Annotated in this window: 23 protein-coding genes and 1 pseudogene; 13 read left to right on the forward strand and 11 right to left on the reverse strand. The window is 70.6% G+C overall.

What is annotated here, in order from left to right; genetic code table 11:
• The first annotated feature begins 19 nt into the window (after nt 1-19).
• The 5 genes and pseudogenes from VG899_01100 (at nt 20) to VG899_01120 (ending at nt 4621) form a co-directional block, all read left to right on the forward strand.
• A complete protein-coding gene (locus VG899_01100; GenBank protein ID HWA64951.1) occupies nt 20-841 on the forward strand; it encodes a ribonuclease Z in 822 nt (273 codons plus the stop codon).
• Nucleotides 842-843: 2 nt separating this feature from the next.
• Nucleotides 844-1281 (forward strand): SRPBCC family protein, encoded by a 438-nt coding sequence (locus tag VG899_01105; GenBank protein ID HWA64952.1) that lies wholly within the window; start codon nt 844-846, stop codon nt 1279-1281.
• Nucleotides 1278-3092, forward strand: a pseudogene (locus tag VG899_01110) (sulfatase-like hydrolase/transferase). Before VG899_01105 ends, VG899_01110 begins: the two are co-directional and overlap by 4 nt.
• 12 nt (nt 3093-3104) lie before the next feature.
• Nucleotides 3105-3869 carry a type 1 glutamine amidotransferase domain-containing protein gene (locus VG899_01115; GenBank protein HWA64953.1) on the forward strand — a complete coding sequence of 255 codons (765 nt, stop codon included), beginning with the start codon at nt 3105-3107 and terminating at the stop codon, nt 3867-3869.
• On the forward strand, nt 3869-4621 hold the full coding sequence (locus tag VG899_01120; GenBank protein ID HWA64954.1) for a hypothetical protein: 753 nt from the start codon (nt 3869-3871) through the stop codon (nt 4619-4621). Before VG899_01115 ends, VG899_01120 begins: the two co-directional genes overlap by 1 nt.
• Nucleotides 4622-4623: 2 nt before the next feature.
• On the opposite strand, the gene VG899_01125 is transcribed toward VG899_01120, so the two are convergent.
• Both VG899_01125 and VG899_01130 read right to left on the reverse strand, forming a co-directional pair.
• On the reverse strand, nt 4624-5538 hold the full coding sequence (locus tag VG899_01125) for a haloalkane dehalogenase (protein HWA64955.1): 915 nt from the start codon (nt 5536-5538) through the stop codon (nt 4624-4626).
• Nucleotides 5539-5540: 2 nt separating this feature from the next.
• Nucleotides 5541-6146 (reverse strand): TetR/AcrR family transcriptional regulator, encoded by a 606-nt coding sequence (locus VG899_01130; protein ID HWA64956.1) that lies wholly within the window; start codon nt 6144-6146, stop codon nt 5541-5543.
• A 71-nt stretch (nt 6147-6217) separates the two neighbouring features.
• Here VG899_01130 and VG899_01135 point away from each other — a divergent pair, with 71 nt between their 5' ends.
• Together VG899_01135 and VG899_01140 are read left to right on the forward strand one after the other, a co-directional pair.
• The gene (locus VG899_01135) at nt 6218-6691 is read left to right on the forward strand and encodes a hypothetical protein (protein ID HWA64957.1); all 474 of its coding nucleotides are present in this window, start codon (nt 6218-6220) and stop codon (nt 6689-6691) included.
• A gap of 61 nt (nt 6692-6752) precedes the next feature.
• Nucleotides 6753-7487 carry a Clp protease N-terminal domain-containing protein gene (locus tag VG899_01140; protein HWA64958.1) on the forward strand — a complete coding sequence of 245 codons (735 nt, stop codon included), beginning with the start codon at nt 6753-6755 and terminating at the stop codon, nt 7485-7487.
• On the opposite strand, the gene VG899_01145 is transcribed toward VG899_01140, so the two are convergent.
• Complete coding sequence (locus VG899_01145) at nt 7484-8086, reverse strand: TetR/AcrR family transcriptional regulator (protein HWA64959.1); 603 nt, start codon at nt 8084-8086, stop codon at nt 7484-7486. The two genes, VG899_01140 and VG899_01145, sit on opposite strands and share 4 nt — an antisense overlap.
• 69 nt (nt 8087-8155) lie before the next feature.
• Here VG899_01145 and VG899_01150 point away from each other — a divergent pair, with 69 nt between their 5' ends.
• Nucleotides 8156-9607, forward strand: coding sequence for a carotenoid oxygenase family protein (locus VG899_01150; GenBank protein ID HWA64960.1), 1452 nt, complete (start codon nt 8156-8158; stop codon nt 9605-9607).
• Here the strand turns inward: VG899_01150 and VG899_01155 are convergent.
• A complete protein-coding gene (locus tag VG899_01155) occupies nt 9604-9906 on the reverse strand; it encodes a putative quinol monooxygenase (GenBank protein HWA64961.1) in 303 nt (100 codons plus the stop codon). The genes VG899_01150 and VG899_01155 overlap by 4 nt on opposite strands.
• A 49-nt stretch (nt 9907-9955) precedes the next feature.
• On the opposite strand from VG899_01155, the gene VG899_01160 reads away from it, so the two are divergent.
• Nucleotides 9956-11407: a phosphatidylglycerol lysyltransferase domain-containing protein gene (locus VG899_01160; GenBank protein HWA64962.1), complete on the forward strand. Its 1452-nt coding sequence runs from the start codon at nt 9956-9958 to the stop codon at nt 11405-11407.
• Nucleotides 11408-11410: 3 nt separating this feature from the next.
• Here the strand turns inward: VG899_01160 and VG899_01165 are convergent, their stop codons facing one another.
• Both VG899_01165 and VG899_01170 read right to left on the reverse strand, forming a co-directional pair.
• Entirely contained in the window at nt 11411-11926 is a 516-nt protein-coding gene (locus tag VG899_01165; protein ID HWA64963.1) for a hypothetical protein, read from the reverse strand.
• 32 nt (nt 11927-11958) lie between these two features.
• The gene (locus VG899_01170; GenBank protein ID HWA64964.1) at nt 11959-12648 is read right to left on the reverse strand and encodes a glycosyltransferase; all 690 of its coding nucleotides are present in this window, start codon (nt 12646-12648) and stop codon (nt 11959-11961) included.
• Nucleotides 12649-12665: 17 nt separating this feature from the next.
• Between VG899_01170 and VG899_01175 the strand changes: the two genes are divergently transcribed.
• Together VG899_01175 and VG899_01180 are read left to right on the forward strand one after the other, a co-directional pair.
• Nucleotides 12666-13565 carry a sulfotransferase gene (locus VG899_01175; protein HWA64965.1) on the forward strand — a complete coding sequence of 300 codons (900 nt, stop codon included), beginning with the start codon at nt 12666-12668 and terminating at the stop codon, nt 13563-13565.
• Nucleotides 13565-13972: a PaaI family thioesterase gene (locus VG899_01180; GenBank protein HWA64966.1), complete on the forward strand. Its 408-nt coding sequence runs from the start codon at nt 13565-13567 to the stop codon at nt 13970-13972. The genes VG899_01175 and VG899_01180 overlap by 1 nt, the downstream gene beginning before the upstream one ends.
• Nucleotides 13973-13978: 6 nt before the next feature.
• Here VG899_01180 and VG899_01185 read toward each other — a convergent pair whose 3' ends face one another.
• Together VG899_01185 and VG899_01190 are read right to left on the reverse strand one after the other, a co-directional pair.
• On the reverse strand, nt 13979-15334 hold the full coding sequence (locus tag VG899_01185) for a cytochrome P450 (GenBank protein HWA64967.1): 1356 nt from the start codon (nt 15332-15334) through the stop codon (nt 13979-13981).
• Nucleotides 15335-15454: 120 nt separating this feature from the next.
• The gene (locus VG899_01190) at nt 15455-15961 is read right to left on the reverse strand and encodes an LppP/LprE family lipoprotein (GenBank protein HWA64968.1); all 507 of its coding nucleotides are present in this window, start codon (nt 15959-15961) and stop codon (nt 15455-15457) included.
• Nucleotides 15962-16057: 96 nt separating this feature from the next.
• On the opposite strand from VG899_01190, the gene VG899_01195 reads away from it, so the two are divergent.
• Nucleotides 16058-16408 (forward strand): hypothetical protein, encoded by a 351-nt coding sequence (locus VG899_01195; protein ID HWA64969.1) that lies wholly within the window; start codon nt 16058-16060, stop codon nt 16406-16408.
• Here the strand turns inward: VG899_01195 and VG899_01200 are convergent.
• The gene (locus VG899_01200) at nt 16405-17532 is read right to left on the reverse strand and encodes a hypothetical protein (protein HWA64970.1); all 1128 of its coding nucleotides are present in this window, start codon (nt 17530-17532) and stop codon (nt 16405-16407) included. The two genes, VG899_01195 and VG899_01200, sit on opposite strands and share 4 nt — an antisense overlap.
• A gap of 17 nt (nt 17533-17549) precedes the next feature.
• On the opposite strand from VG899_01200, the gene VG899_01205 reads away from it, so the two are divergent.
• Nucleotides 17550-18635, forward strand: coding sequence for an NAD(P)/FAD-dependent oxidoreductase (locus VG899_01205; protein HWA64971.1), 1086 nt, complete (start codon nt 17550-17552; stop codon nt 18633-18635).
• Here the strand turns inward: VG899_01205 and VG899_01210 are convergent.
• Both VG899_01210 and VG899_01215 read right to left on the reverse strand, forming a co-directional pair.
• Nucleotides 18632-19324 carry a hypothetical protein gene (locus tag VG899_01210; GenBank protein HWA64972.1) on the reverse strand — a complete coding sequence of 231 codons (693 nt, stop codon included), beginning with the start codon at nt 19322-19324 and terminating at the stop codon, nt 18632-18634. The two genes, VG899_01205 and VG899_01210, sit on opposite strands and share 4 nt — an antisense overlap.
• A complete protein-coding gene (locus VG899_01215; GenBank protein HWA64973.1) occupies nt 19324-20148 on the reverse strand; it encodes a ferric reductase-like transmembrane domain-containing protein in 825 nt (274 codons plus the stop codon). The genes VG899_01210 and VG899_01215 overlap by 1 nt, the downstream gene beginning before the upstream one ends.
• Nucleotides 20149-20223: the final 75 nt, after the last annotated feature.

Below are 20223 nucleotides of genomic sequence, written 5' to 3' on the forward strand. Positions count from 1 at the left end.
ACTCCGCTAGGGGGACGTCATCGAGGTTGTGCTTCTGGGGACCGGCAGCCCGCTGCCCGACCCCGAACGTGCCGGTCCGTCGACGCTGGTCGTCGCGGGAGACACCCGGCTCCTGGTCGACGCCGGCCGCGGCGTGCTGATGAGAGCCGCCGCGGTTGGCGTCTCAGCGGCGGTGATCGATGCCGTGCTGCTGACGCATTTGCACAGCGACCACATCACCGACCTCAACGACGTGATCACCTCTCGGTGGGTGACCAGCTTCACGCCCTCGCCGCTCACCGTGATCGGACCTCCCGGCACCCGCGACGTCGTCGGCGGGATCCTCGCGATGCTCGGCCACGACATCGGCTACCGGCTCGCCCACCACGCCGACCTGACCTGGCAGCCGCCGGTGGACGTCCGCGAGACCACCGACGGCATCTGCTTCAGCACTGCCGAGGTCACGGTCAGCGCCGCGCCGACCGACCATCGTCCGGTCGAGCCGAGCATCGGCTTCCGGGTGGACCACGGGGGCCGTTCGGTGGTGCTCGCCGGCGACACCGTCCCGTGCGCCTCACTCGACGCGTTGTGCGCCGGCGCCGACGCCGTCGTCCACACCGCGGTGCGGTCCGACGTGATCGAGACGGTTCCGTTGCAGCGACTCAAGGACGTGACCGACTATCACTCCTCCGTCGAGCAGGCGGCGCAGACGGCGGCGCGTGCTGGGGCGGCGACCCTGGTGCTCACCCACTACGTCCCGGCGCTGACGCCGGCCGACGAGCCCGAGTGGAGGGGGCGCGCCGCCGCGCACTTCTCGGGCAGGATCGTGCTCGGCGACGACCTGCTCCGGGTGGAGGTGTAGACATGCCGAAGCGCTCACGGAAGATCGCGGCTCCGGCCGCTGAGGTGTGGGCGGTCCTCGCCGACTTCCCGGCGATCGCGTCGTGGGCGCCCAACGTCGACCACTCGGTAGCCACCACCGCGGCCCGGCAAGGGATCGGCGCGGTACGCCGCGTCCAGACCGGGCGGATCACGCTGCTCGAGACGGTCGTGGACTGGCGCCCCGGCGAGCTGCTGTCCTACACCCTCGACGGGCTGCCCCCGATCGCGGGCAGCGTCGTGACGACGTGGCAGCTCGCCGAGTCCGGCGGGCAGACCAAGACGACGGTCTCCACCGTCATCACGTCACGGCCGAACCCGGTCAGCCGGATCGTCGGGCGCGCCCTGTCGCGCCAGCTGGCGCGCGCCGCGAAGCAGATGCTCGGCGGTCTCGCCGCACGGGTCGAGGAGGGGTCGAAGTGAGCACGAAGCCCGACGTCATCATCCTGCTCACCGACGAGGAGCGAGCGGTCCCGCCGTACGAGACCGACGAGCTGCTGGCCTGGCGCGACGCGCACCTGCCGAGCACGAAGTGGTTCCGCGAGAACGCGGTGAGCTTCGAACGGCACTACACCGGTTCGCTCGCCTGCGTCCCGAGCCGCCCCACGATGTTCACCGGCCACTATCCCGACCTGCACGGCGTCACGCAGACCGACGGGCTCGGCAAGGCCGCCGACGACTCGCGGATGCGCTGGCTGCCCGCGGGCGAGGTGCCGACGCTCGGCAACTGGTTCCGTGCCGCGGGCTACGACACCCACTACGACGGCAAGTGGCACATCAGCCACGCCGACATCCTCGAACGAGGCAAGCCGCTGGCCACCAACCGCGCCGACGGCCGGGTCATCCCCGAAGCGGTGCAGCGCTACCTCGACGAGGACCCGCTCGCGCCGTACGGGTTCTCCGGCTGGGTGGGGCCCGAACCGCACGGCGCCGGTCTCGCCGACTCGGGCGTGCGCCGCGACCCGCTGCTCGCCGACCGGGTCATCGCGTGGCTCACCGATCGGTACGACCGCCGCCGGTCCGGCGACGCGGCGGCGGCGCGCCCGTTTCTGCTCGTCGCGAGCTTCGTCAACCCGCACGACATCGTGCTGTACCCCGCGTGGCGCGGCCGCCGCAGCCCGCTGAAGGCCTCGCCGCTGGACCCGCCCGACGTGCCGGAGGCGCCCACTGCGCACGAGGACCTGGCCGGCAAACCGGCCGCGCAGGCCGGCTACCGTGCGGCGTACCCGTCCGGGTATGGGCCGCCCGCGGCCATCGAGCGGATCTACACCAAGGGAGCCCAGGAGTACCGCAACCTCTACTACCGGCTGCACGCCGAGGTCGACAAACCGCTCGAGCGGGTACGCCGGGCGATCGACGAGCAGCTGACCGGCGACACCGTCCTCGTCCGGACCGCCGACCACGGCGAGCTGCTCGGCGCCCACGGCGGGCTGCACCAGAAGTGGTTCAACCTCTACGACGAGGCGACGCGGATCCCGATGTTCATCGCGCGCGTCGGCGGCGAGAAGACGACCGTCGCGCGAAGTGTCACCGCGCCGAGCTCGCACGTCGATCTGGTGCCCACCCTGCTCGCGGCAGCCGGCATCGACGAAGCGGCGGTCGCCAAGAAGCTGCGCCGCGACTTCAGCGAGGTGCACGAGCTTCCCGGCACGAACCTGATGCCCATCGTCGACGGCGCCCCGACCGGCGAGGCGGCGAAGCGCGCCGTCTACCTGTTGACCCGCGACAACATGCTCGAAGGCGACTCGGGGCTGTCCGGCCTGGCGCGGCGGCTTCGCCGCAAGGCGAACCCGCCCGTCCCGCTTCGCATCCAGGTCGCCGCCCACACCGGCTCGAACTTCGAAGGCGTCGTGGCAAGGGTCGACGCCAGCGACGCCCAGCGCGGCGGCGGTCATCTCTGGAAGCTGGTGCGGACCTTCGACGATCCGGCGACGTGGACCAGCCCCGGCATCGCCCACCTGGCCGCAAACGGGATCGGCGGCAACGCCTACCGCCGGGAGCCGCTACCCGACGAGTGGGAGCTCTACGACCTCGACGAGGATCCGACCGAGGCGCAGAACCGTGCCGGCGATGACAAGTGCCGGGCGATCTTCGAGCACCTGCAGACCCGGCTCAAGGAGGAGCGGGCGGCACGGGTACCGGAGCGCAACAACCCGTGGCCTTATGTCGCGCGCAACCCGTCCCCGGCTGCCAAGCGGCCACCACTGCCGGCCCGGGCGCTGCGCCGACTCGTCCGTCGTGTCGGGATGCACCCGGAGCTGCGCGCCACGGAGCACTTCCACCTGCCACGCCGTCGCGCGCTCGTCGTCGCCACCAACCACGGTGTCCTGGACGTCGGCAAGGCGACCGGGGTGTTCGCCTCCGAGCTCACCGTCCCCTACTACGCCTTTCTCGACGCCGGGATGGACGTCGACGTGGCAAGCCCGCGCGGCGGCACGATCCCGGTCGACCCGCTGTCGTTGAAACCGGTCATCCGGTGCGCGGCCGACGACCGGTTCCTCGCCGACGACGAGCTGCGGCGCAAGGTCGACGAGTCGCTGCCGGTCGGCGACGTACCCATCGACGACTACGACCTGATCTACCTCGCCGGCGGGTGGGGCGCGGCGTTCGACTTCGCGACCTCGGAGGAGCTCGGCGACGCGGTGACGGCGGCCGCGGCCGCAGACCTCGTCATCGGCGGGATCTGCCACGGCCCACTCGGCCTGGTCAACGCGCTGGCGCCGAACGGTGCACCACTGGTGCAAGGGCGAAAGATCAGCGCGGTCACCGACAAGCAGGTCCGTGAGCTCGGCATCTCCTCGACGCCGTTTCACCCCGAAACCGAACTACGCAAGCGGGGCGCCGAGTTCGAGTCCACTCATCGCTTCCGCGACCCGTTCGCCAACCACTGGGTGGTCGACGGCAACCTCGTGACCGGCCAGAACCAGAACGCCGGCCCGATGGTCGCCCAGGAGATGCTGCGGCAAGTCGCCGCCAAGCTCGCCGGAACTGAGAAGAAGGAGTCCGTCTGATGGCCGAGGGCGCAGCCCCCAACGACGTCGTTCACGCGCCACACGCGCGGTACGGCACGCTCAACCTGCCCTACATCGCGACGTGGGCCGACGCCCCGAAGGACGAGCCGATGTGGGCGCTCAACCTGATGAGCTACCGCGAGCGGGCGGAGTACGCCGACGGCCGGGAGACCACGCTGACCGGGTGGGAGGCGGACAACCTCTACAGCCCGCTCGGTCCGATCGCCGCGATCGGGGCCGAGCTCGTGATCGTGGCGATCGTCGTGGACCAGCCGGCCGGCACCGACCACAAGTGGGACCGGGTGGCGATCGTCCGTTACCCGTACCGCAACGCGCTGGTCGAGATGAACATGACGCCGGAGTTCCAGGAGGCCCACGTCCACAAGGACGCGGGCATGAAGTTCACGATCGTCTCGGCGACGTTCCCGCAGCCGGACACCGTCGACCGCTCACTCGTCGACACCGACACCACGCCCGAGTCGCAGATGCTCCTGCAGTTCGTCGCGGACGCCGACGCCCCCGAGGTCGAGATCCCGGGTGCCCGCCGGATCGCCACCTTCGACGTCGAAGGCGTAGCCATCGGCGACGACCGCACCTGGGCCGAAGCCCGGTGGGACCTGCTTCCGGCGGACGTGTCCGCCGAAGCGATCCGGGCCGCGACCGAGGCGGCGACAACCGACGCCGACCGCTACGTCGTCGTACTCAAGCCCCAGCTCGGCGACTTCCTACGCGCGGTCGCCAACAGCCGGTAGCTTCACGCCGGATTCGCGTCGATGAAGTCGGCGATCGCCGTGGCCAGCTCGGGGCCCTTGTCCTCCTGCAGGAAGTGGCCGGCCGCCTCGATCGTGCGGTGCGGCTGGCCCGCCGTCCCGGGAACCTTCTCCAGGAACAGCCGGTCGCTGCCCTTCGTGATCGGGTCGCTGTCGCTGAACAGCATCACCATCGGCTTGTCCCACTTCGCGAAGACCTCCCACGCGGCGCGGTTCGCGGCTGATGCAGGGTCGTCCGGCGTGATCGGCACGAGCGTCGGGAACACCCGGGCGCCGGCCTTGTAGGTGTCGTCGGGGAACGGCGCGTTGTACGCCGCGAGCACCTCCGGGGCCGGCGGGTTCACCGTCGCGGTGCTGATGATGAAGCCGACGTCGAAGTTCGGCGTCTCCTGCGAGAAGCGACGCCAGTTGAGGAACGCCTCGGTGATCTTGGCGTCACCCGTCGGCAGGCCGGTGTTGCCGATCGCGACTCGCGCGAAGCGATCCGGGTTCTCCGCGACGACGCGCAGGCCGATCAGGCCACCCCAGTCCTGGCCGAAGAACGTCGCGTTGCTGATGCCGATGTGGTCGAACAGCAGGCTGCGGATCCACTCCACGTGCCGGGCGTAGGTGTAGTCGTCGCGCTCGGTCGGCTTGTCGGAACGCCCGAACCCGACCAGGTCCGGCGCGATGCAGCGGAAGCCGCGCTCGACCAGGACCGGGATCATCGTGCGGTAAAGGAAGCACCACGACGGCTCGCCGTGCATGAGGACGACGACCTGCCCGTCGGCCGGGCCCTCATCGAGGTAGTGCATCCGCAACGTGCCGCCGTCGCCGTCGGCCACCTCCGCGTAGTGCGGAGCGAACGAGTAGTCCGGCAGACCCTCGAACGCCTCGTCGGGCGTGCGTACAACCTTCACCGTTACTCCCCTTTCGGCAGCAGGCGGTCCAGCGAGGTGCGGACCACGGCGACGGCCTTGGCCGTCGACAGCTTCTGATCGACGCGCAACAGCTCCATCACCTCGAACGAGGCGATCCCGTCGGCGCCGGACACGACGAGCGCCTGCTCGTCGTCGGGCAACGTCGCGAGCTCGGGCGCGAACTGGCGCTGCAGCTGCTCGCGCAGCAGAGCGCGCCGCGCGACCAGCGCTTCGGAGATCACCGGCTGGAACGGCGCCCGGATCATGGCGGCGCGCACCACCGGCGCGACTCGCTCGTAGAGCGCCGACCGTTGCCCCACCAGCGCATCGATCCGCTCGGATCGCGAGCCCTTGCCGAGCTCGGGCAGGTCGAACATGAAGCCCACGCTGTCCAGATGCCGCTGGATGGCGATGCGGCCCATCTCGTCGAGGTCGTCGAAGTAGCGGAACACCGAACGCAGCGAGATGCCCGACCGCTCGGCGACGGTGGCGACCGAGGGGTTCAGGTCGCCCTCGCGGAACAGCTCGAGCAGGGCATCGACCACCGTCTCGCGGTTTCGACCGCGGCGCGCGCGCCGACCGTCGAGCTCCGCCGACGAGGTGGTCACATTGCTCCTCACGCAGTATTGACAGTAAGTATGACAGTTTCTACGGTGGCGGTGTCAAGGAGGGTCGGCACGTGGTTGCTGTCACGGACATCCCCAAGGCCTTTACCCCGCCCGGCGGCTGGCACGGCGAGATGCCGCCACCGATCCTCGCCGGCTGCGACGAGCCCATCGCGGCCGGGCTCCCCGACCTGCGCGGGCTCTGGCGGGTGGTGAGCGTCACGGACGACGCCGGTGTCGAGCTGACGACGAACCCGATCGAGGGGTACGTCGAACGGATCGAGCAGGCCGGCAACCGGGTCGTCATCACCTCGGCCGGCATCATCCACGACATGTACACCGACGGCACGTACGACAACGGCGTGAACGACGTGATGCAGGCCGACTTCACGACCCGGATCTCGGTAGCCGCCTCCTTCGAGGACAGCGTGCTCGTCCTGCGGCCGAAGGGCCTCGACGGCGTCGAGATCCGGCGATGGCGCGACGGGGAACAGCTGCGCTGGCGCTACTTCACGTTCTTCACCGCCGCGCTGGAGCGCATCGACTGAGCCCGCGGCCTCTCGTCAACTCAGGGTTGACGAGGCCCACTCGTCAACCTAGGGTTGACGCATGCCCGACTTGCCGATCCGACTCGACGACCTGATCGACCACGTGATCGCGCAGCACCCTGATGGGGACGCCCTCCAGCACCTCCAGGACGCCGCCGCCACGTCCGCACACGTCGGCGAGGTCGCTGACCACCTGGTCGGCCACTTCGTCGACCAGGCCCGTCGGGCCGGCGCCTCGTGGACCGAGATCGGCGCGCACATGGGCGTCACGAAGCAGGCAGCCCAGAAGCGCTTCGTCCCCCGCGATACCGAGGATCCCGACTTTCCCGACCGTGGCCCGCTGTCCCGGTTCACGATCCGCGCCCGCAACGTCGTACAGGTCGCCAAGCAGCAGGCTGCCACGCTCGGCCACAGCGAGGTGACCAACACCCACCTCGTGCTCGGATTGCTGACCGAACCACAAGGAATAGCGGCCCTGGCGATCAAGGCCGGCAGCGGCCTCGAGCTCGACGCGGTACGCGACCGCATCCTCGCGACGCAGAAGCGCAGTACCCGAAAGGCCCGCGCCAGCGTTCGCTTCGGCCGCGACGCGAAGAAGACACTGGAGCTGGCGCTTCGCCAGGCGCTGCGGATGGGTCACAACTACATCGGTACGGAGCATCTGCTGCTCGGGGTGATGCAGCAGGACAAGGACCCGGCGACCGCGATCCTCGGCGAACTGACGTTGACCTACGACGACACCTGCCGCTGGATCGAGGACGAGATCGACAAGCTACTGGCCGCACAGAAGAGCTAGGCGAAGAACGCGGTGACGATGCCGGCCAGCATCGGGTGCAGAATGTCGTCCACCGCGTCCGGTTCGCGATCGCTTGCGAAGTAGCCCGCAAGCTCGAGCATCACGAAACCGTGGGTCGCGCTCCAGAGCTGCGCGGCGAACGCCTCGGCGTCACCGGCTCGGAAGATGCCCGCGTCGATCGCGCGCTGGGTCGCCGCGACGAGGACGTCGAAGGTGTAGTGGCCCTCATCGAGCTCGTCGTCGTGCAGCCGGTATCCGCCGAGTGACGCGCTACCGAACATGACCGCGTAGAGGTGCGGGTTGTCGAGCGCATTCGCGCGGTAGGCCTCGCCGAGTGCGGCGAGGTCGAGCAACGGGTCGTCGGTCTCGGGCACCGCGGCCATATGGTCTGCAAGGCGGGCGAAACCCTCCCGCACCACTGCGCGAACCAGCTCGGGCAGCCCGCCGAAGTGCGTGTAGACGGCCATTGTCGAGGTGCCAACCTCCGCCGCGAGCCGACGGGTCGACAGCGCGGCCGGCCCGCCGTCGGCGAGCAGCCGCGCAGCGGCCTCGATCAGGCGGGAGCGGGCGTCCGGCTCGGCGGCTGTGCTCGGCGTCACACTTGCCATCTTCCCATAACAGCGTTATACCTCTCCATAACGGCGTTATGGAGATGTGGGAGGCGTGGCATGTCGAACCAGTACCTCGAGGCCAACTTCGCTCCGGTTCGTGAGGAGAGCACGGCCTTCGACCTGCCGGTGACGGGTGCGCTTCCCGCGCATCTCGACGGCCGCTACCTGCGGATCGGCCCGAACCCGATTCACCCCGCCGATCCCGACAACTACCACTGGTTCCTCGGCGACGGCATGGTGCACGGGCTGCGACTGCGTGACGGCAAGGCGCAGTGGTACCGCAACCGCTACGTACGGTCCGGCGACGTCGCCGATGCGCTCGGCGAGCCGCGTCGGCCGGGCCCGCTGCATGCCGGGTTTGACATGGCAGCGAACACCAACGTGATCGGCCACGCCGGGCGCACTTTCGCACTCGTCGAGGCGGGGCCGCGACCGTACGAGCTGACCGACGACCTCGACACGGTCGGGCCATGTGACTTCGACGGGACGCTCGACGGTGGCTACACCGCACATCCGCACCGAGACCCGGTCACCGGCGAGCTGCATGCGGTGTCTTACTTCTGGGCCTGGGGCAACAAGGTCCGCTACACCGTGATCGGCACCGACGCGAAGGTCCGCAAGAGTCTCGACATCGAGGTGCACGGCGCGCCGATGATGCACGACTTCTCGCTGACCGAGCACTATGTGGTGCTCTACGACCTCCCGGTCGGCTTCGAAATCAGGACCGGCACGAGCGCAGTTCCCGCCCCCATGCGGCTGCCGGCGCGCGCAAGCATGGCGGCGATCGTCGGACGGCACGCCATTCCCGAAGGTCTCGCCAAGACGATGATGCGCACGAGTGGCAGCGGGTCGCGCTACTCGGCGGCCTCGTTCCCGTATCGGTGGGACCCGCGCTACCCCGCGCGGATCGGCGTCTTCTCGCGGGAGGGCGACGGGTCCGACCTTCGTTGGTACGACGTCGATCCCTGCTACGTGTTCCATGCGCTGAACGCCTACGAAGACGGGCACGACCTGGTCCTCGACGTCGTACGCCACCCGAAGATGTTCGACCTCAACCACAGCGGGCCGGATGAGGGCGTCCCGACGCTCGAACGCTGGACCGTCGACGCCGCTGCCCGCAAGGTGCTCGAGTCCAGGTTGGACGACCGGCCGCAGGAGTTCCCGCGCATCGACGAACGGCTCACCGGCCGCCGGCACCGTTACGGGTACAGCGTGGGAGTCGGTGACCCGGGCGAAGAAGGGCGCGTCATCAAGCACGACCTCACGTCGGGGTCCACCCGAGCGCGCGACTTCGGGCACGGCCGGCAGACCAGCGAGTTCGTGTTCGTGCCTTCAGGTGCCGACGCCGCCGAAGACGACGGCGTGCTGATGGGGTTCGTATACGACCGCGCAGCAGACCGTAGCGACCTCGTCCTGCTCGACGCCGCCACGCTCGAGGACGTCGCGTCCGTTCACCTGCCCGCGCGAGTGCCGCAGGGGTTCCACGGCAACTGGGTGCCGACGAGCTAGAAGAGCGGGCCCGACTTCGACACGTCGTGGCGCACGACGTCCATGCCGCCGTCGAGTGCCGGGCCGATCGCTGCGATGAAGGTGGCCATGTGCGGCGCCGACATGTGCGCCGTCAGTGCCTCGTCGTCCTCCCAGCGCTCGACCAGCCCGATCGAGTTCGGGTCCTCCGGTGAGACCCAGAAGCTGTACTCGAGACAGCCGGCCTCCGCCGTACTGGCCGCACTCATGGCTGCCGCGGCAGCGAGGGCCGCGTCGCGCTGGTCGGCATGGACGCGCCCGCGCCCCAAGATCAGGATCATCGCTGCACCTTAATGCTCGGGATTGTCAGTACTCACGACTAGCCTGGGGATGAAACCGTTCGTCAACGGTTCGAGGGGACTTGGAGGGATCGCGGTGTTCGGCCGGCCCAAGTCCGTCGCACCACAGGCACCCGCGCATCGCGAGGTGCGCACCGTTCCGGCGTACCCGGAGCAGCTGAGCTGGGTCGGCATCGGCATCGCCCTGGTCGGCGTGGTCCTGGCGGTCCACGGCAACCACGTCCGCGACCACGGCCAGCTCGCCGAGGGCCTCGCGCTCGCGGTCGTCGGTCGCGGTCTCGCACTCGGCCGACCTCCGGTCGTTCGGCACCTGTTGCTCGGTGTCGGGCTGCTCGTGCTCGCCTGGCTGACCGACTCGCGCGGCGACCACGCCGCGGCGCAGCTGATGCTGGTCGGGGCCGCGCTCGCCGCGTTGTGGGCGCCGCCCTCGCCACCGAGCACCGCCGACCAGCGGCGCCGGATCGTCGACCTCGTCAACCGGACGGCCGACGACTGCCTGGCGCCGTTCGCGCAACGGCTCGACAAGTCCTACATCTTCTCCGACGACGGGCAGGCCGCGATCGCCTACCGGGTCCGGCTCGGCGTCGCGGTTGCCTCCGGGGACCCGGTCGGACCGGCACAGTCGCAACGTGCGGCGGCCGAGGCCTACCTCGCGACGGCCAACGCCAACGGCTGGCGGGTCGGAGTGCTCGGCGCCGGCGAGACGTGGGCCTCCTTCTGGCGCGAGCAGCAAGGATTGCGCGCGGTACCGATCGGCCGCGACGTGGTCATCGACCCGGAGACGTTCACGCTGACCGGCCGCGCCTTCCGCAACCTGCGCCAAGCGGTGCAGCGCACCCACAACTTCGGTGTCACTACCGAGATCTACGACGAGACCGAGCTTCCGCCGCAGCTGCGGGCGACGCTGCTCAACCTCGTCGAGAACAGCAAGCGCAACCCCCACCGCGGGTTCTCGATGATCCTCGACGGGTTGCTCGAGGAGCAGCATGTCGGGACCAAGATCGTGGTCGCCTTCGACGCCGACCGTCGCGTCGTCGGCTTCCAGCGGTTCGCGACAGCCGACCGCGGCCGCGAGATCTCCCAGGACCTGCCCTGGCGGGTGCCCGGGGCGCCGAACGGCGTCGACGAGCGGATCGCGTTCGACATGATCGAGTGGGCGAAGGCGCACGGCGCGCGGCGGGTCTCGCTGTGTTTCGCGGCGTTCCCGGAGCTCTTCGAAGCCAAGCCCGAGCGCGGCCTCGACCGCGTCGGCTACTGGGCCGCGCACCGACTGGACCCGATGATCCGGCTCGAGTCGCTCTACCGCTACCTGCGCAAGTTCCACGCCCTCGGCGAGCAGCGCTACGTGATGCTGCGGCTTCGCGACGTGCTGCCGGTGGCGGTCGCGATGCTCACCCTCGAGTTCGGCGCGAGCCGCACCCGGCGGCGCGAGCGACGCGGTTGGCGCCGGCTCGCCCGCCGAGCGGACTCGGCCGCTTCCTGACCGTCAGTAGCCGTACCCGCCGCCGCTGGGCGGCGAGCTCTTCGTCGCCGTCGGAGTCGGCTTCGGCTTCGCCGGGCTGGCGTGGCTAGGACCCGACGTCGTCTCGACGAACCAGTCACCGTCGACCTTCTGACCGCGCACCTGGCCCGCGGCAGTGTCGCCGGCGAAGCGATACAGCGCGTGCCCGTCGAAGGCGACCTGCAGCCGGCCGTCGGAGCGCCGGATGGTGCTCAGCCCGGACACGCCGGTGGCCTTGTGCCCCTTCGCGACGGTCAGCGGCGGCCATTCCGTGGCGCACGTGCCGTTGCAGACGCTCTTGCCCTTCGGGTCGTGGCTGTAGACGTAGAGGGTGCGGCCGTTGCTGGTCGTCAGGACGGTGCCGTACGGCGAGACCTTCGCGGTCTTGACCGTGACGTTGCCCGCGGCAGCAGCCGTGGATTCGAGGGTGACGACCGTGGTAGCGGTCGTACCGGTGATGACGAGGCCAGCGGCGAGGGCGGCCCATCGAGTTGGCTTCATGCCCGCCATCACGGCGAGCGGGTCGAATCGGTTCAGGCCCGCCGAATCCGCCGCGCCGCGAGCGCGAGCCAGACGTCGCGGTACTGCCGCGCCCGATGAACCTGGTGGCGCAGGCTGGTGCCGGTCACCCGATGCGCGATCGGGACCGGACACTCCACGACCCGAGCACCTCGGCGCAGCGCGTCGATGGTCAACCCGGTCTCGACCCCGAAGCCGCGCGCGAGCGGCTGCACGGCGTCGAAGAGCTCCCGGCTGATGCAGCGTTGCCCGGACAGCGGTTGGGTGGGCGTCCATCCGGTCGCCCGCTGGATGCCGGTGCTCGCCAGCCGCACCACGAAACCGTGGCCTCCGCCGGGTGCCGGAGGTAGCACGGCGATGGTCATGTCGGCGCGGTCGGCGATGACCGGCTCAGCGAGCGGGGCCGCCGCCGCGGCGGTGTCCTCGAGGTCGGCGTCGAGAAACAGCAACGGCGCGGCCGCGTAGCCGGCGGCGCGGGCCGCGTCCGCCCCCGCGACCATCGCCGCAGCCTTGCCCTTGTTGCGCGAGAGCCGCACGACGTTGGCCCCCGCATCGCCGGCAACGGCGGACGTGCGATCACGCGAACCGTCGTCTGCGACAACGACGGCGGCCACCCCGGGGATCGTCAGCGCGGCGGCGACCGTCGCGCCGATCCGCTGCTCCTCGTCGAACGCGGGGATCACCACGACGACCCGCTCGCGCATGGCGTCACACTGTCACAGTGCTTCCGAACTTCGTCGTGGTCGGGGTGAGTCGCGCCGGGACGACGACGGTGTTCAACACGCTGTCGAAGCACCCGCAGGTTCTCGCCTCGTCGACGAAGGAGACGCGCTACTTCCAGGCGGTTCGCTACGGCGAGCCCCTAGCCCCGCTGGCCGACTACGAGGCCTACTTCCGTCGCTACACAGGGCAACCGGTCGTCATGGAGTGCACCCCCGACTACTTCTACGGCGGCGAGCGCACTGCCGCCGCCATCAAGGAAGTGTGCGATCCGCGGGTCGCGATCATCCTGCGGGAGCCGGCGAGCCGACTGATCTCGTTCTTCCAGTTCATGCAAGGCAGGCTTCAGATCCCGGCGGACATGACGTTGCCGGACTACGTCGACCGATGCCGGGCGCTGTCACCGGCAGAGGCGGACACCCGGGCCGGCAACAACTTCACCGCCCTGTGGGGGGGCCAGTACGCCCGCTGGCTGCCCGCCTGGCTGTCGGCGTACGACGGGCGCTGCGACATCTTCTTCTTCGACGACCTGATCCGCGACCCGCTCGGCCTGCTCGCCGAGCAGTGCCGCCGCCTCGGCATCGATCCCGCGCGGCTCCCGGCGGCGGTGCCGGTCGACAACAGCGCTCCGGCGTACCGCAGCCCGGTGATGCAGCGCGCAGCGGCGAGCGGCGCGCGGCTCGGGCGGCGCGTCCTGCACCGCTACCCGAAGCTCTACTCGACGGCGCGACGCAGCTATGAGGCCGTCAACAAGGCCGAGGCCGCGACGGTGGACGTGCCGCCGACGCTGCGCCGGGAGATCGAGGCGCTCTACCGGCCGTGGAACGAGCAGCTGCGCAACCAGCTGCACGAGGCAGGGGTGACCAACCTCCCCAGCTGGCTGACCGTGAAGGAGACGTGATGGCCGACGGCCGGGAGATCATGCGCGGGTTCATTCCGTCGTCGCCTCTGGTGGCGCTGCTCGGCATCGAGATCAGCTCGCTCGGCGACGACGAGGCGAGCTTGGTGCTGCCGTATCGGCCGGAGCTCACGACCATCGCAGAGGTCGTGCACGGCGGGGCGATCGCCGCGCTCGCCGACACCGCCGTCATGGCCGCCTGCTGGTGCTACGACGACCCACCCGACTCGCTGCGCGGCAGCACCGTCGACCTGACGGTGCACTACCTCGCGCCCGCGACGGCCAGCGACCTCACCGCGCGCGGCAGGGTGCTGCGCCGGGGGCGCAGGCTCTGCCACGTCGAGGCGACCGTCACGGATGCCGGCGGCACACCGGTTGCGCACGCGGTCGGCACCTACCAGATCGGATGACGCCGGTCAGTCCCGCGCGTCGAGCACCATCGGCATGCCGTGCGCGGGGCGCAGCGTGACCGACGCGCGGATCCCGACCCTCGCGTCGGAGGCCAGGGTCGGTCGCCACTTCGGCACCAGGATCGCGAGCGCGAGGACGGCTTCGGTCCACGCGAACGACTGGCCGATGCACGCGTGGGCACCAGCACCGAACGGCAGGTAGGCCCCCCTGGGCTGACCGGGCGTCTTCTCGTCGTAACAGCCCTCGGCGTCGAGCCAGCGTTGCGGCCGGAACCGTAGCGGCTCGGTCCACCAGCGGTCGTCGCGCTGGATCACCCAGGACGGGATCAGGATCAGGTCCCCCGGCGCGGGCCGGAAGGCGCCGAGTCGCAGCTCGCCGGTGACCTGACGCTCGTTGATCCACGCCGCTGGACGCACCCGCAGCGTCTCGGCGACCACCGCTTGCGTGTAGTGCAGCCGCTCGACGTCGTCGTACGTCGGGTCGCGGTCACCGACGACCTGCGCGATCTCCTCACGCATTCGCTCACCGACGTCGGGATGCTGGTCGAGGAGCCACCACAGCCACGTCAGGGTGACCGCCGTCGTCTCGTGGCCAGCCATCAGCAAGGTCAGCAGCTCGTCGCGCACGTCATCGTCGGAGAGCTGCGGAAGGTCCTCGACCGCCGTACGCAGCGAACGCACGAGCTCGGCTTCGCTCGTCCTGGCTCCGCGTTCGGCGACCTCGACCAGATGCGCGATCGAGCGGCGCAACCAGCCGAAGCCCGGGACCGGCTTGTCCGCCAGCCAGTCGACCTTCGGCAGGAACATCAGCGGCATCGCGCGCATCAGGTTCTCGAGTGCCTTGCCGACCGACGGTGCCAGGGCGCGACCGTCGAGGCCGAGCACCGCGCGGCCGATGGCATCCATCGTGAGTGCGGCCATGTCCCGGTCCATGTGGACTCGGGCACCAGCCTGCCACTCGGTGTCGGTCGTGGTCGCCGCCGCGACGATGCTGTCGGCGTACACCCGCAGCCGGTCGCGGTGGAAGGCCGGCTGCATCTGCCGGCGACGCAACCGGTGCTCGGCGCCTTCCGTGGTCAGCAGGCTGTGGCCGATGATGACGCTGAGCTTGCGGAACGATCCGCTTCGACCGACGACGTCGGGGGGCGAGGTCAGCACCTGGCGCACCCACGACGGATCGGTGACGACCCAGCAGGTGTCGCCGGCGAACTTGAAGCGCACGAGCCCGTCGGTCCGGGCGGACTCCCCGATCTCGTCCCACAACTCGGCGCTACGGGTGCGGTCGAGTGAGAAACGCACCCGGCGCGGGTTGAACCGGAAGACCGGCGGCTGGGTCGTCGGGCCGGCGTCGATGACGGCCATACCGGGACCGTAACGCGGAAACCCGCCGCCCGAACTGTGAGATGTCAGACACCCGCCATTCCCCGGTGATCTTGACGCTTTCGGCCTGATGCGGACCTCATGAGGCCGAAAGCGTCAAGATCACCGCGAAGGGGGCGGCTGCTGACTCGCTCGTCGAACGCCGCTCGCGGACACCGCGTAGCGGACGAGGATCGGGTTGCGGCTCGGACAGCACACGGGGTCGCGCCGCGCGTAGTGCGCGTAGGTGACGGCTACCTCGTGCCCGTCGCCCCACGCGACCTGTACGCCGAGATGGCAGCCGCGGGAGTCCCGGCCGACGTAGCGGCCGTGCGCGAGGAAGAACACGTTGAAGCAGGGCTCGTCGGGGTGCTGTGACACGACGACTGGCTGCAGGCCCGGCCAGTAGTTCGCGCCGGCGTGCAGGGCCGCGTCGGTGACCGAGAAGCCCTCCCGCTCGATCGCCTTCCTCAACTGCCGCAGCGCCGGGCCGAGCGCCGCGCGATGAGCGGGGCCCGCTGCTGACGTGACCGTGACTGTCGGCGCGGGCTGCGGCGAGCTGGCTGACGAGCACCCGGCGAGACCCACCGCCAACGCCAGCATCGTCATCCGGCTCAGGTGTCGTCTCACACCAGCCAGACTGCCTGAGGCACGCGCCGGTTGGTGGGTCGCGGCGCGCAACCAAAACCCGGGGACGGGCCCGGTCGGTCCTGTCACGATTCACCCATGACGTCGAAGCTTCGTGACCGTCTGACGTCGGACCTCACGGCGGCGATGCGAGAGCGCGACCTGGCCGCTGTCCGAGTCCTGCGGGCGACGATCGCCGCAATCGACAACGCCCAGGCCCCGCCGCTCGACGCCGACGACCTCAAGGGCGTGTCGATCGAAGCGAGTCCGCGCGGTACCGGCACCCGAGAGGTCGCCAGACTGTCGCTCACCGAGGACGACATCCGCGCGATCATCGGGACCGAGATCGCCGAGCGACGCGAGGCCGCGGACGGCTACGACGGCAGCGGCCAGGAGCAGCGAGCCCGCGACCTGCGCGCTGAGGCGACCCGCCTGGCCGGATACCTCTAGTCCAGCCAGACCATCGCGGTCGCCTGGATCGGCACGGTCGGCGTCGTGTCGTCGACGTGCAACACGGCATCACCGGTTGGCTGCACGTTGTACGCCGGGAAGTCCAAGCCGGCGTCGACGTACTTCGCCGGCTGCGTGATCACGGCCCCTGATCGGCTTCCCGCGACGACGAGCGAGTCGGACGCATACAGCTGCCAGCCGTGGCCGTCGTCGACGTAGACCGAACCGGCGGGCGTCTGCGACTCCGTCGTCGCCCAAATTGCGTACGGCGTGTCGGCCGCGAACGACAGCCCCTCCATGCGCTGGATCGGCGACGCCGCACCGGGGTGTCCGAGCGACACCGACTTCGACGCGTGAAGGCCGGAGATCGAGTACGCCTCGGAGATCGGCCCGACCCCACCGAAGTCGGTGTGGTCGCCCTGCTCGAAGATGACCTTGCGGCCGTCGGGATCGACCCAGCCCTGCTCGAGCGGCGCGCGCCTACCCTTGAACATCGACCCGGGGAAGGTGTGCAGGGGGGTCGAACGGCCGCGCAGGCTGAGCAGATCGATCCGTACCGGCTTGCCCGGCAACCCGAACCCACGCTGGTAGACGATGCCGGCCGGATCGGTGCCCCAGAACGTCGAGTCGTCGCGCGAGCTGGCCACGAGCCGAAGCACCGGGTGGGTCCCGTTGGTCGCCACCACCCACGCCTTGCCGTCGAGGTTGCTGACGACGAGTCGTTGGCCGACGAAGCCGACGGGTGCCGCGTCGTTCTTGCTGGTGTTGATCTTCACCGGCGTACCGTCGCCGCCGGGCCGCATCACGATCCACGACGAGAAGTGCGACCCCACCTTGTCCTGCTCGGTCCACGCCAGCCACCCGCCGCCGGGGGAGGCCAACGGCCCGTACACGGTCGCGGTGCCGCCGGCCGGGGTGGTGACCGGGCCGATCGACTGCGACGACGCGACAGATCCGTCGGCGTCGACGGTGACCAGGTCGAGCTCGCCGGACGAGGTGACGTAGGCGAGCCGACCGACCGGAGCCGCAACCGCATCGCGACCAGTCGACGGCGACGCCGCCGCGGAGGGTACGACGAGTGTGGTGGGCATCACGGCCGCGAGCAGCACGATCATCTTGCGCATGACGACATGATGACCGAATGCGGATCGCCGTGGTGGGCGCCGGCGTGGCCGGACTCACCGCGGCGCTGGCCCTACAGCGGGACGGCCACGAGGTGCGCGTCTACGAGCAGGCCGACGCGCTGCGCACCGGCGGCTTCGGACTCAACCTCTGGACGAACGCCGGAACGCTGCTCACCCAGTTGGGCGTCGAGATCCCGGGCGAGCCCTACGACCACATCAACTTCCGAGCCGGCGGCCGGCACCGGGCCGTGATGCCGATGCCGGCATCGGGCCTACCTCACCTCAACGTCGAGCGCGGCCGGCTGGTGCGGGTCATCCACGAGCTCCTCGCCCGTGACACCGTCCGGTTCGACTCGGCGGTGACGCGCGCCGACGACCTGCTCGAAGCCGGCGCGGATCTCGTCGTCGCCGCGGACGGCGTCGGATCACGACTGCGACCGGACGTCGACCAGCAACAGCGGGCCGGCAAGCCGTGGGCGGTGTGGCAGGCGATCATCCCGACCGGGGGCGAGTTGATCGAGCCCGGCGGCGGAGCCGTCTCCCTCAGCGCCCGTCGCTTCTACGGCATCTGGCGGCAGCCCGACGGCGAGCTGTGCTGGTTCGTCGAGGAGCCGAGCCTGCCCCTCGACGCGACGGTGGACGAGGTGCTGGCCCGAGCCGCCGGTGACGACGACCCGCTGGTCAGGGACGTCGCGGCACTGACCCCGACCGGGGCGCTCGGGCAGTGGCTGGCTCGCGACCGCCGGCCGACTCGGCGCATGATCGGCGACCGGACGGTCGCCATAGGCGATGCCGCGCATCCGATGCTGCCCTGCATCGGTCAAGGCGCTTGTACGTCGATCGAGGACGGCGTCGCACTCGCCATCGCCCTGCGCGAACCTTCGATCGCCGATGCGCTGAATCGCTACCGCCAGTGGCGGCTTCCGATCACCCGAACCCGGGTTGCGACCGCGCGTCTCGCGTGCGTGTTGCGCCGGCCGAGTCCGGTCGCGACTGCCGTGGGCGCGACGCCCCTCGGAGTGCCTTTCGCCCATGTGTCGGGCGCCTGGATGCGGTTCGTGAACCGGCCCGACCGCCGGCTGGTCGCGGCAACGTCGGCCTAGTCGCCGACCGGGTACGGCCGAGGCCGCCCACCGGGCGGTGGTGGCCGGCGCGGCGGGGGCGGCGGCAGCGGCGGCTCCCCCGCCTCGGCGCCACCGCCCGCCGGCCCGCCGACGGAACGAGCCGGCGGCGGGACGGGCGACGACGTGGGGGCAGCGACCACCGCGGGTGGCTCACCGCCGGTCGACGCGCTCAGCGAGGAAGACGCAGGCGGCGCAGTTGCCGCGACGTGGATCACCGGTACTCCCACCGCATTGCCGGGCCGTCGCGACGTCGACCGCGCGGCTGCGGCGACCGCGGGCGCCCATCGCTGCCGCGGCCCGGCGTCGTGAAGCGTAGCGACCGCCGGCGCGTCGGCGGGCCGGTGCGGGTGGTACGCCGGCAGCGGGCGGCTTCCGTCGGCGGCATCGGTCGCAGCGGCTGGCGCACCAGCAGCCGCGGGGTGCGCAGCGGAGTCGGCGCGAGCCGGCGTACCTCCCACGCCGGGCGCTCGGAACACGAACGCGCGCCAGCCGTGAGCCGCGACCTGCTGCGCCGTCGCGAACGCCACCACCACCGCGATGGCGGTGGCGACCCCGAGCATGATCCGGCGAGCGCGGTCCTGGCGGGTGAGGGGCTTGGGCGCCACGTCGACCGTGTCGGCCCGACGTCCGATCGCCGGCCAGCCGATCGCGGACGAGGCTGCCGTCATCAGTCGACCGGCCGTTGCACGAAGGCCTGGACGCCGCTGACCACGAGGTTGTGCACGAACGGCTCCAGCCCGTAGCCGACCAGCGCCATGGCGACGACCACGGTCGCGGAGCGCGCGAGCCGGTGGGTCTGCGCGCGACGCGAGGCGGCGTACCACCGTCGCAGCTGAGGCAGCCGCAACGCCGCCAACGGTGCACTGACCTCGATCGCCGCGACCGTCGGACCGTGAAACCCGAACAGCAACAGCAGGTGGACGACGATGGCCAGCCACACCACGTAGGTGATGCGATGAACCTGCTTCCAGTACTTGCCGAGCGCTCGTTGCGCCCGGTGGTTCGCCGTCAGCGCGAGCGGGACGCACAGCAACGTCGCAAGCGTGCCCACCGCGAGGAACGTGTGACCCGTCACCCGCGTCATGAAGCCGCCGGGGAACCGGTTGCCGGTCACGATCGCGGCAGTCACGAGATCCGTGAGCGCGATCGCGAACATCCCGAGCCCGTAGGTACGGCGAAGCGGCACATGCCATCGCCAGCCCGTCACGGTGGCCACCGGGGTGACGAGCACCATCAACACGAAACAGATGAAGGCGGCGTTGCCGAAGACGTCAGGGCCGGAGCTCGACAGATGCGCGACCGCTTCCGGCCGGCCCCGCAGCCCGGACACGACCTCGGGCGCCATCATCACGAAGGGCGCGACGATCGGCAGCCGGCAGGCCGCGAACCCGGCCCGCCTCGCCGCCGCGCCTCGTGCCTTCGCCGACAGGTGCGGCCGTGACCACCGCCCGGTGAACTCCGGCAGGACGTCAGGCGCGATCGCCGATGCCACGCTCCCCCTCCTCGCGACGAATCCGTCAGCTACCAGGGAGATCGCAGGTCGAGCGCAGTCCGTAACAACGCGCGG

It is taken from the genome of Mycobacteriales bacterium (assembly GCA_035550055.1).
Lineage (GTDB): Bacteria > Actinomycetota > Actinomycetes > JAFAQI01 > JAFAQI01 > DASZTV01.

Coding starts and splice junctions, on each gene's coding strand:
- VG899_01105 (HWA64952.1), top strand. CDS start 844: ATGCCGAAGCGCTCACGGAAGATCGCGGCTCCGGCCGCTGAGGTGTGG.
- VG899_01115 (HWA64953.1), top strand. CDS start 3,105: ATGCACCCGGAGCTGCGCGCCACGGAGCACTTCCACCTGCCACGCCGT.
- VG899_01120 (HWA64954.1), top strand. CDS start 3,869: ATGGCCGAGGGCGCAGCCCCCAACGACGTCGTTCACGCGCCACACGCG.
- VG899_01140 (HWA64958.1), top strand. CDS start 6,753: ATGCCCGACTTGCCGATCCGACTCGACGACCTGATCGACCACGTGATC.
- VG899_01150 (HWA64960.1), top strand. CDS start 8,156: ATGTCGAACCAGTACCTCGAGGCCAACTTCGCTCCGGTTCGTGAGGAG.
- VG899_01155 (HWA64961.1), bottom strand. CDS start 9,906: ATGATCCTGATCTTGGGGCGCGGGCGCGTCCATGCCGACCAGCGCGAC.
- VG899_01160 (HWA64962.1), top strand. CDS start 9,956: ATGAAACCGTTCGTCAACGGTTCGAGGGGACTTGGAGGGATCGCGGTG.
- VG899_01165 (HWA64963.1), bottom strand. CDS start 11,926: ATGAAGCCAACTCGATGGGCCGCCCTCGCCGCTGGCCTCGTCATCACC.
- VG899_01170 (HWA64964.1), bottom strand. CDS start 12,648: ATGCGCGAGCGGGTCGTCGTGGTGATCCCCGCGTTCGACGAGGAGCAG.
- VG899_01180 (HWA64966.1), top strand. CDS start 13,565: ATGGCCGACGGCCGGGAGATCATGCGCGGGTTCATTCCGTCGTCGCCT.
- VG899_01185 (HWA64967.1), bottom strand. CDS start 15,334: ATGGCCGTCATCGACGCCGGCCCGACGACCCAGCCGCCGGTCTTCCGG.
- VG899_01195 (HWA64969.1), top strand. CDS start 16,058: ATGACGTCGAAGCTTCGTGACCGTCTGACGTCGGACCTCACGGCGGCG.
- VG899_01200 (HWA64970.1), bottom strand. CDS start 17,532: ATGCGCAAGATGATCGTGCTGCTCGCGGCCGTGATGCCCACCACACTC.
- VG899_01205 (HWA64971.1), top strand. CDS start 17,550: ATGCGGATCGCCGTGGTGGGCGCCGGCGTGGCCGGACTCACCGCGGCG.
- VG899_01210 (HWA64972.1), bottom strand. CDS start 19,324: ATGACGGCAGCCTCGTCCGCGATCGGCTGGCCGGCGATCGGACGTCGG.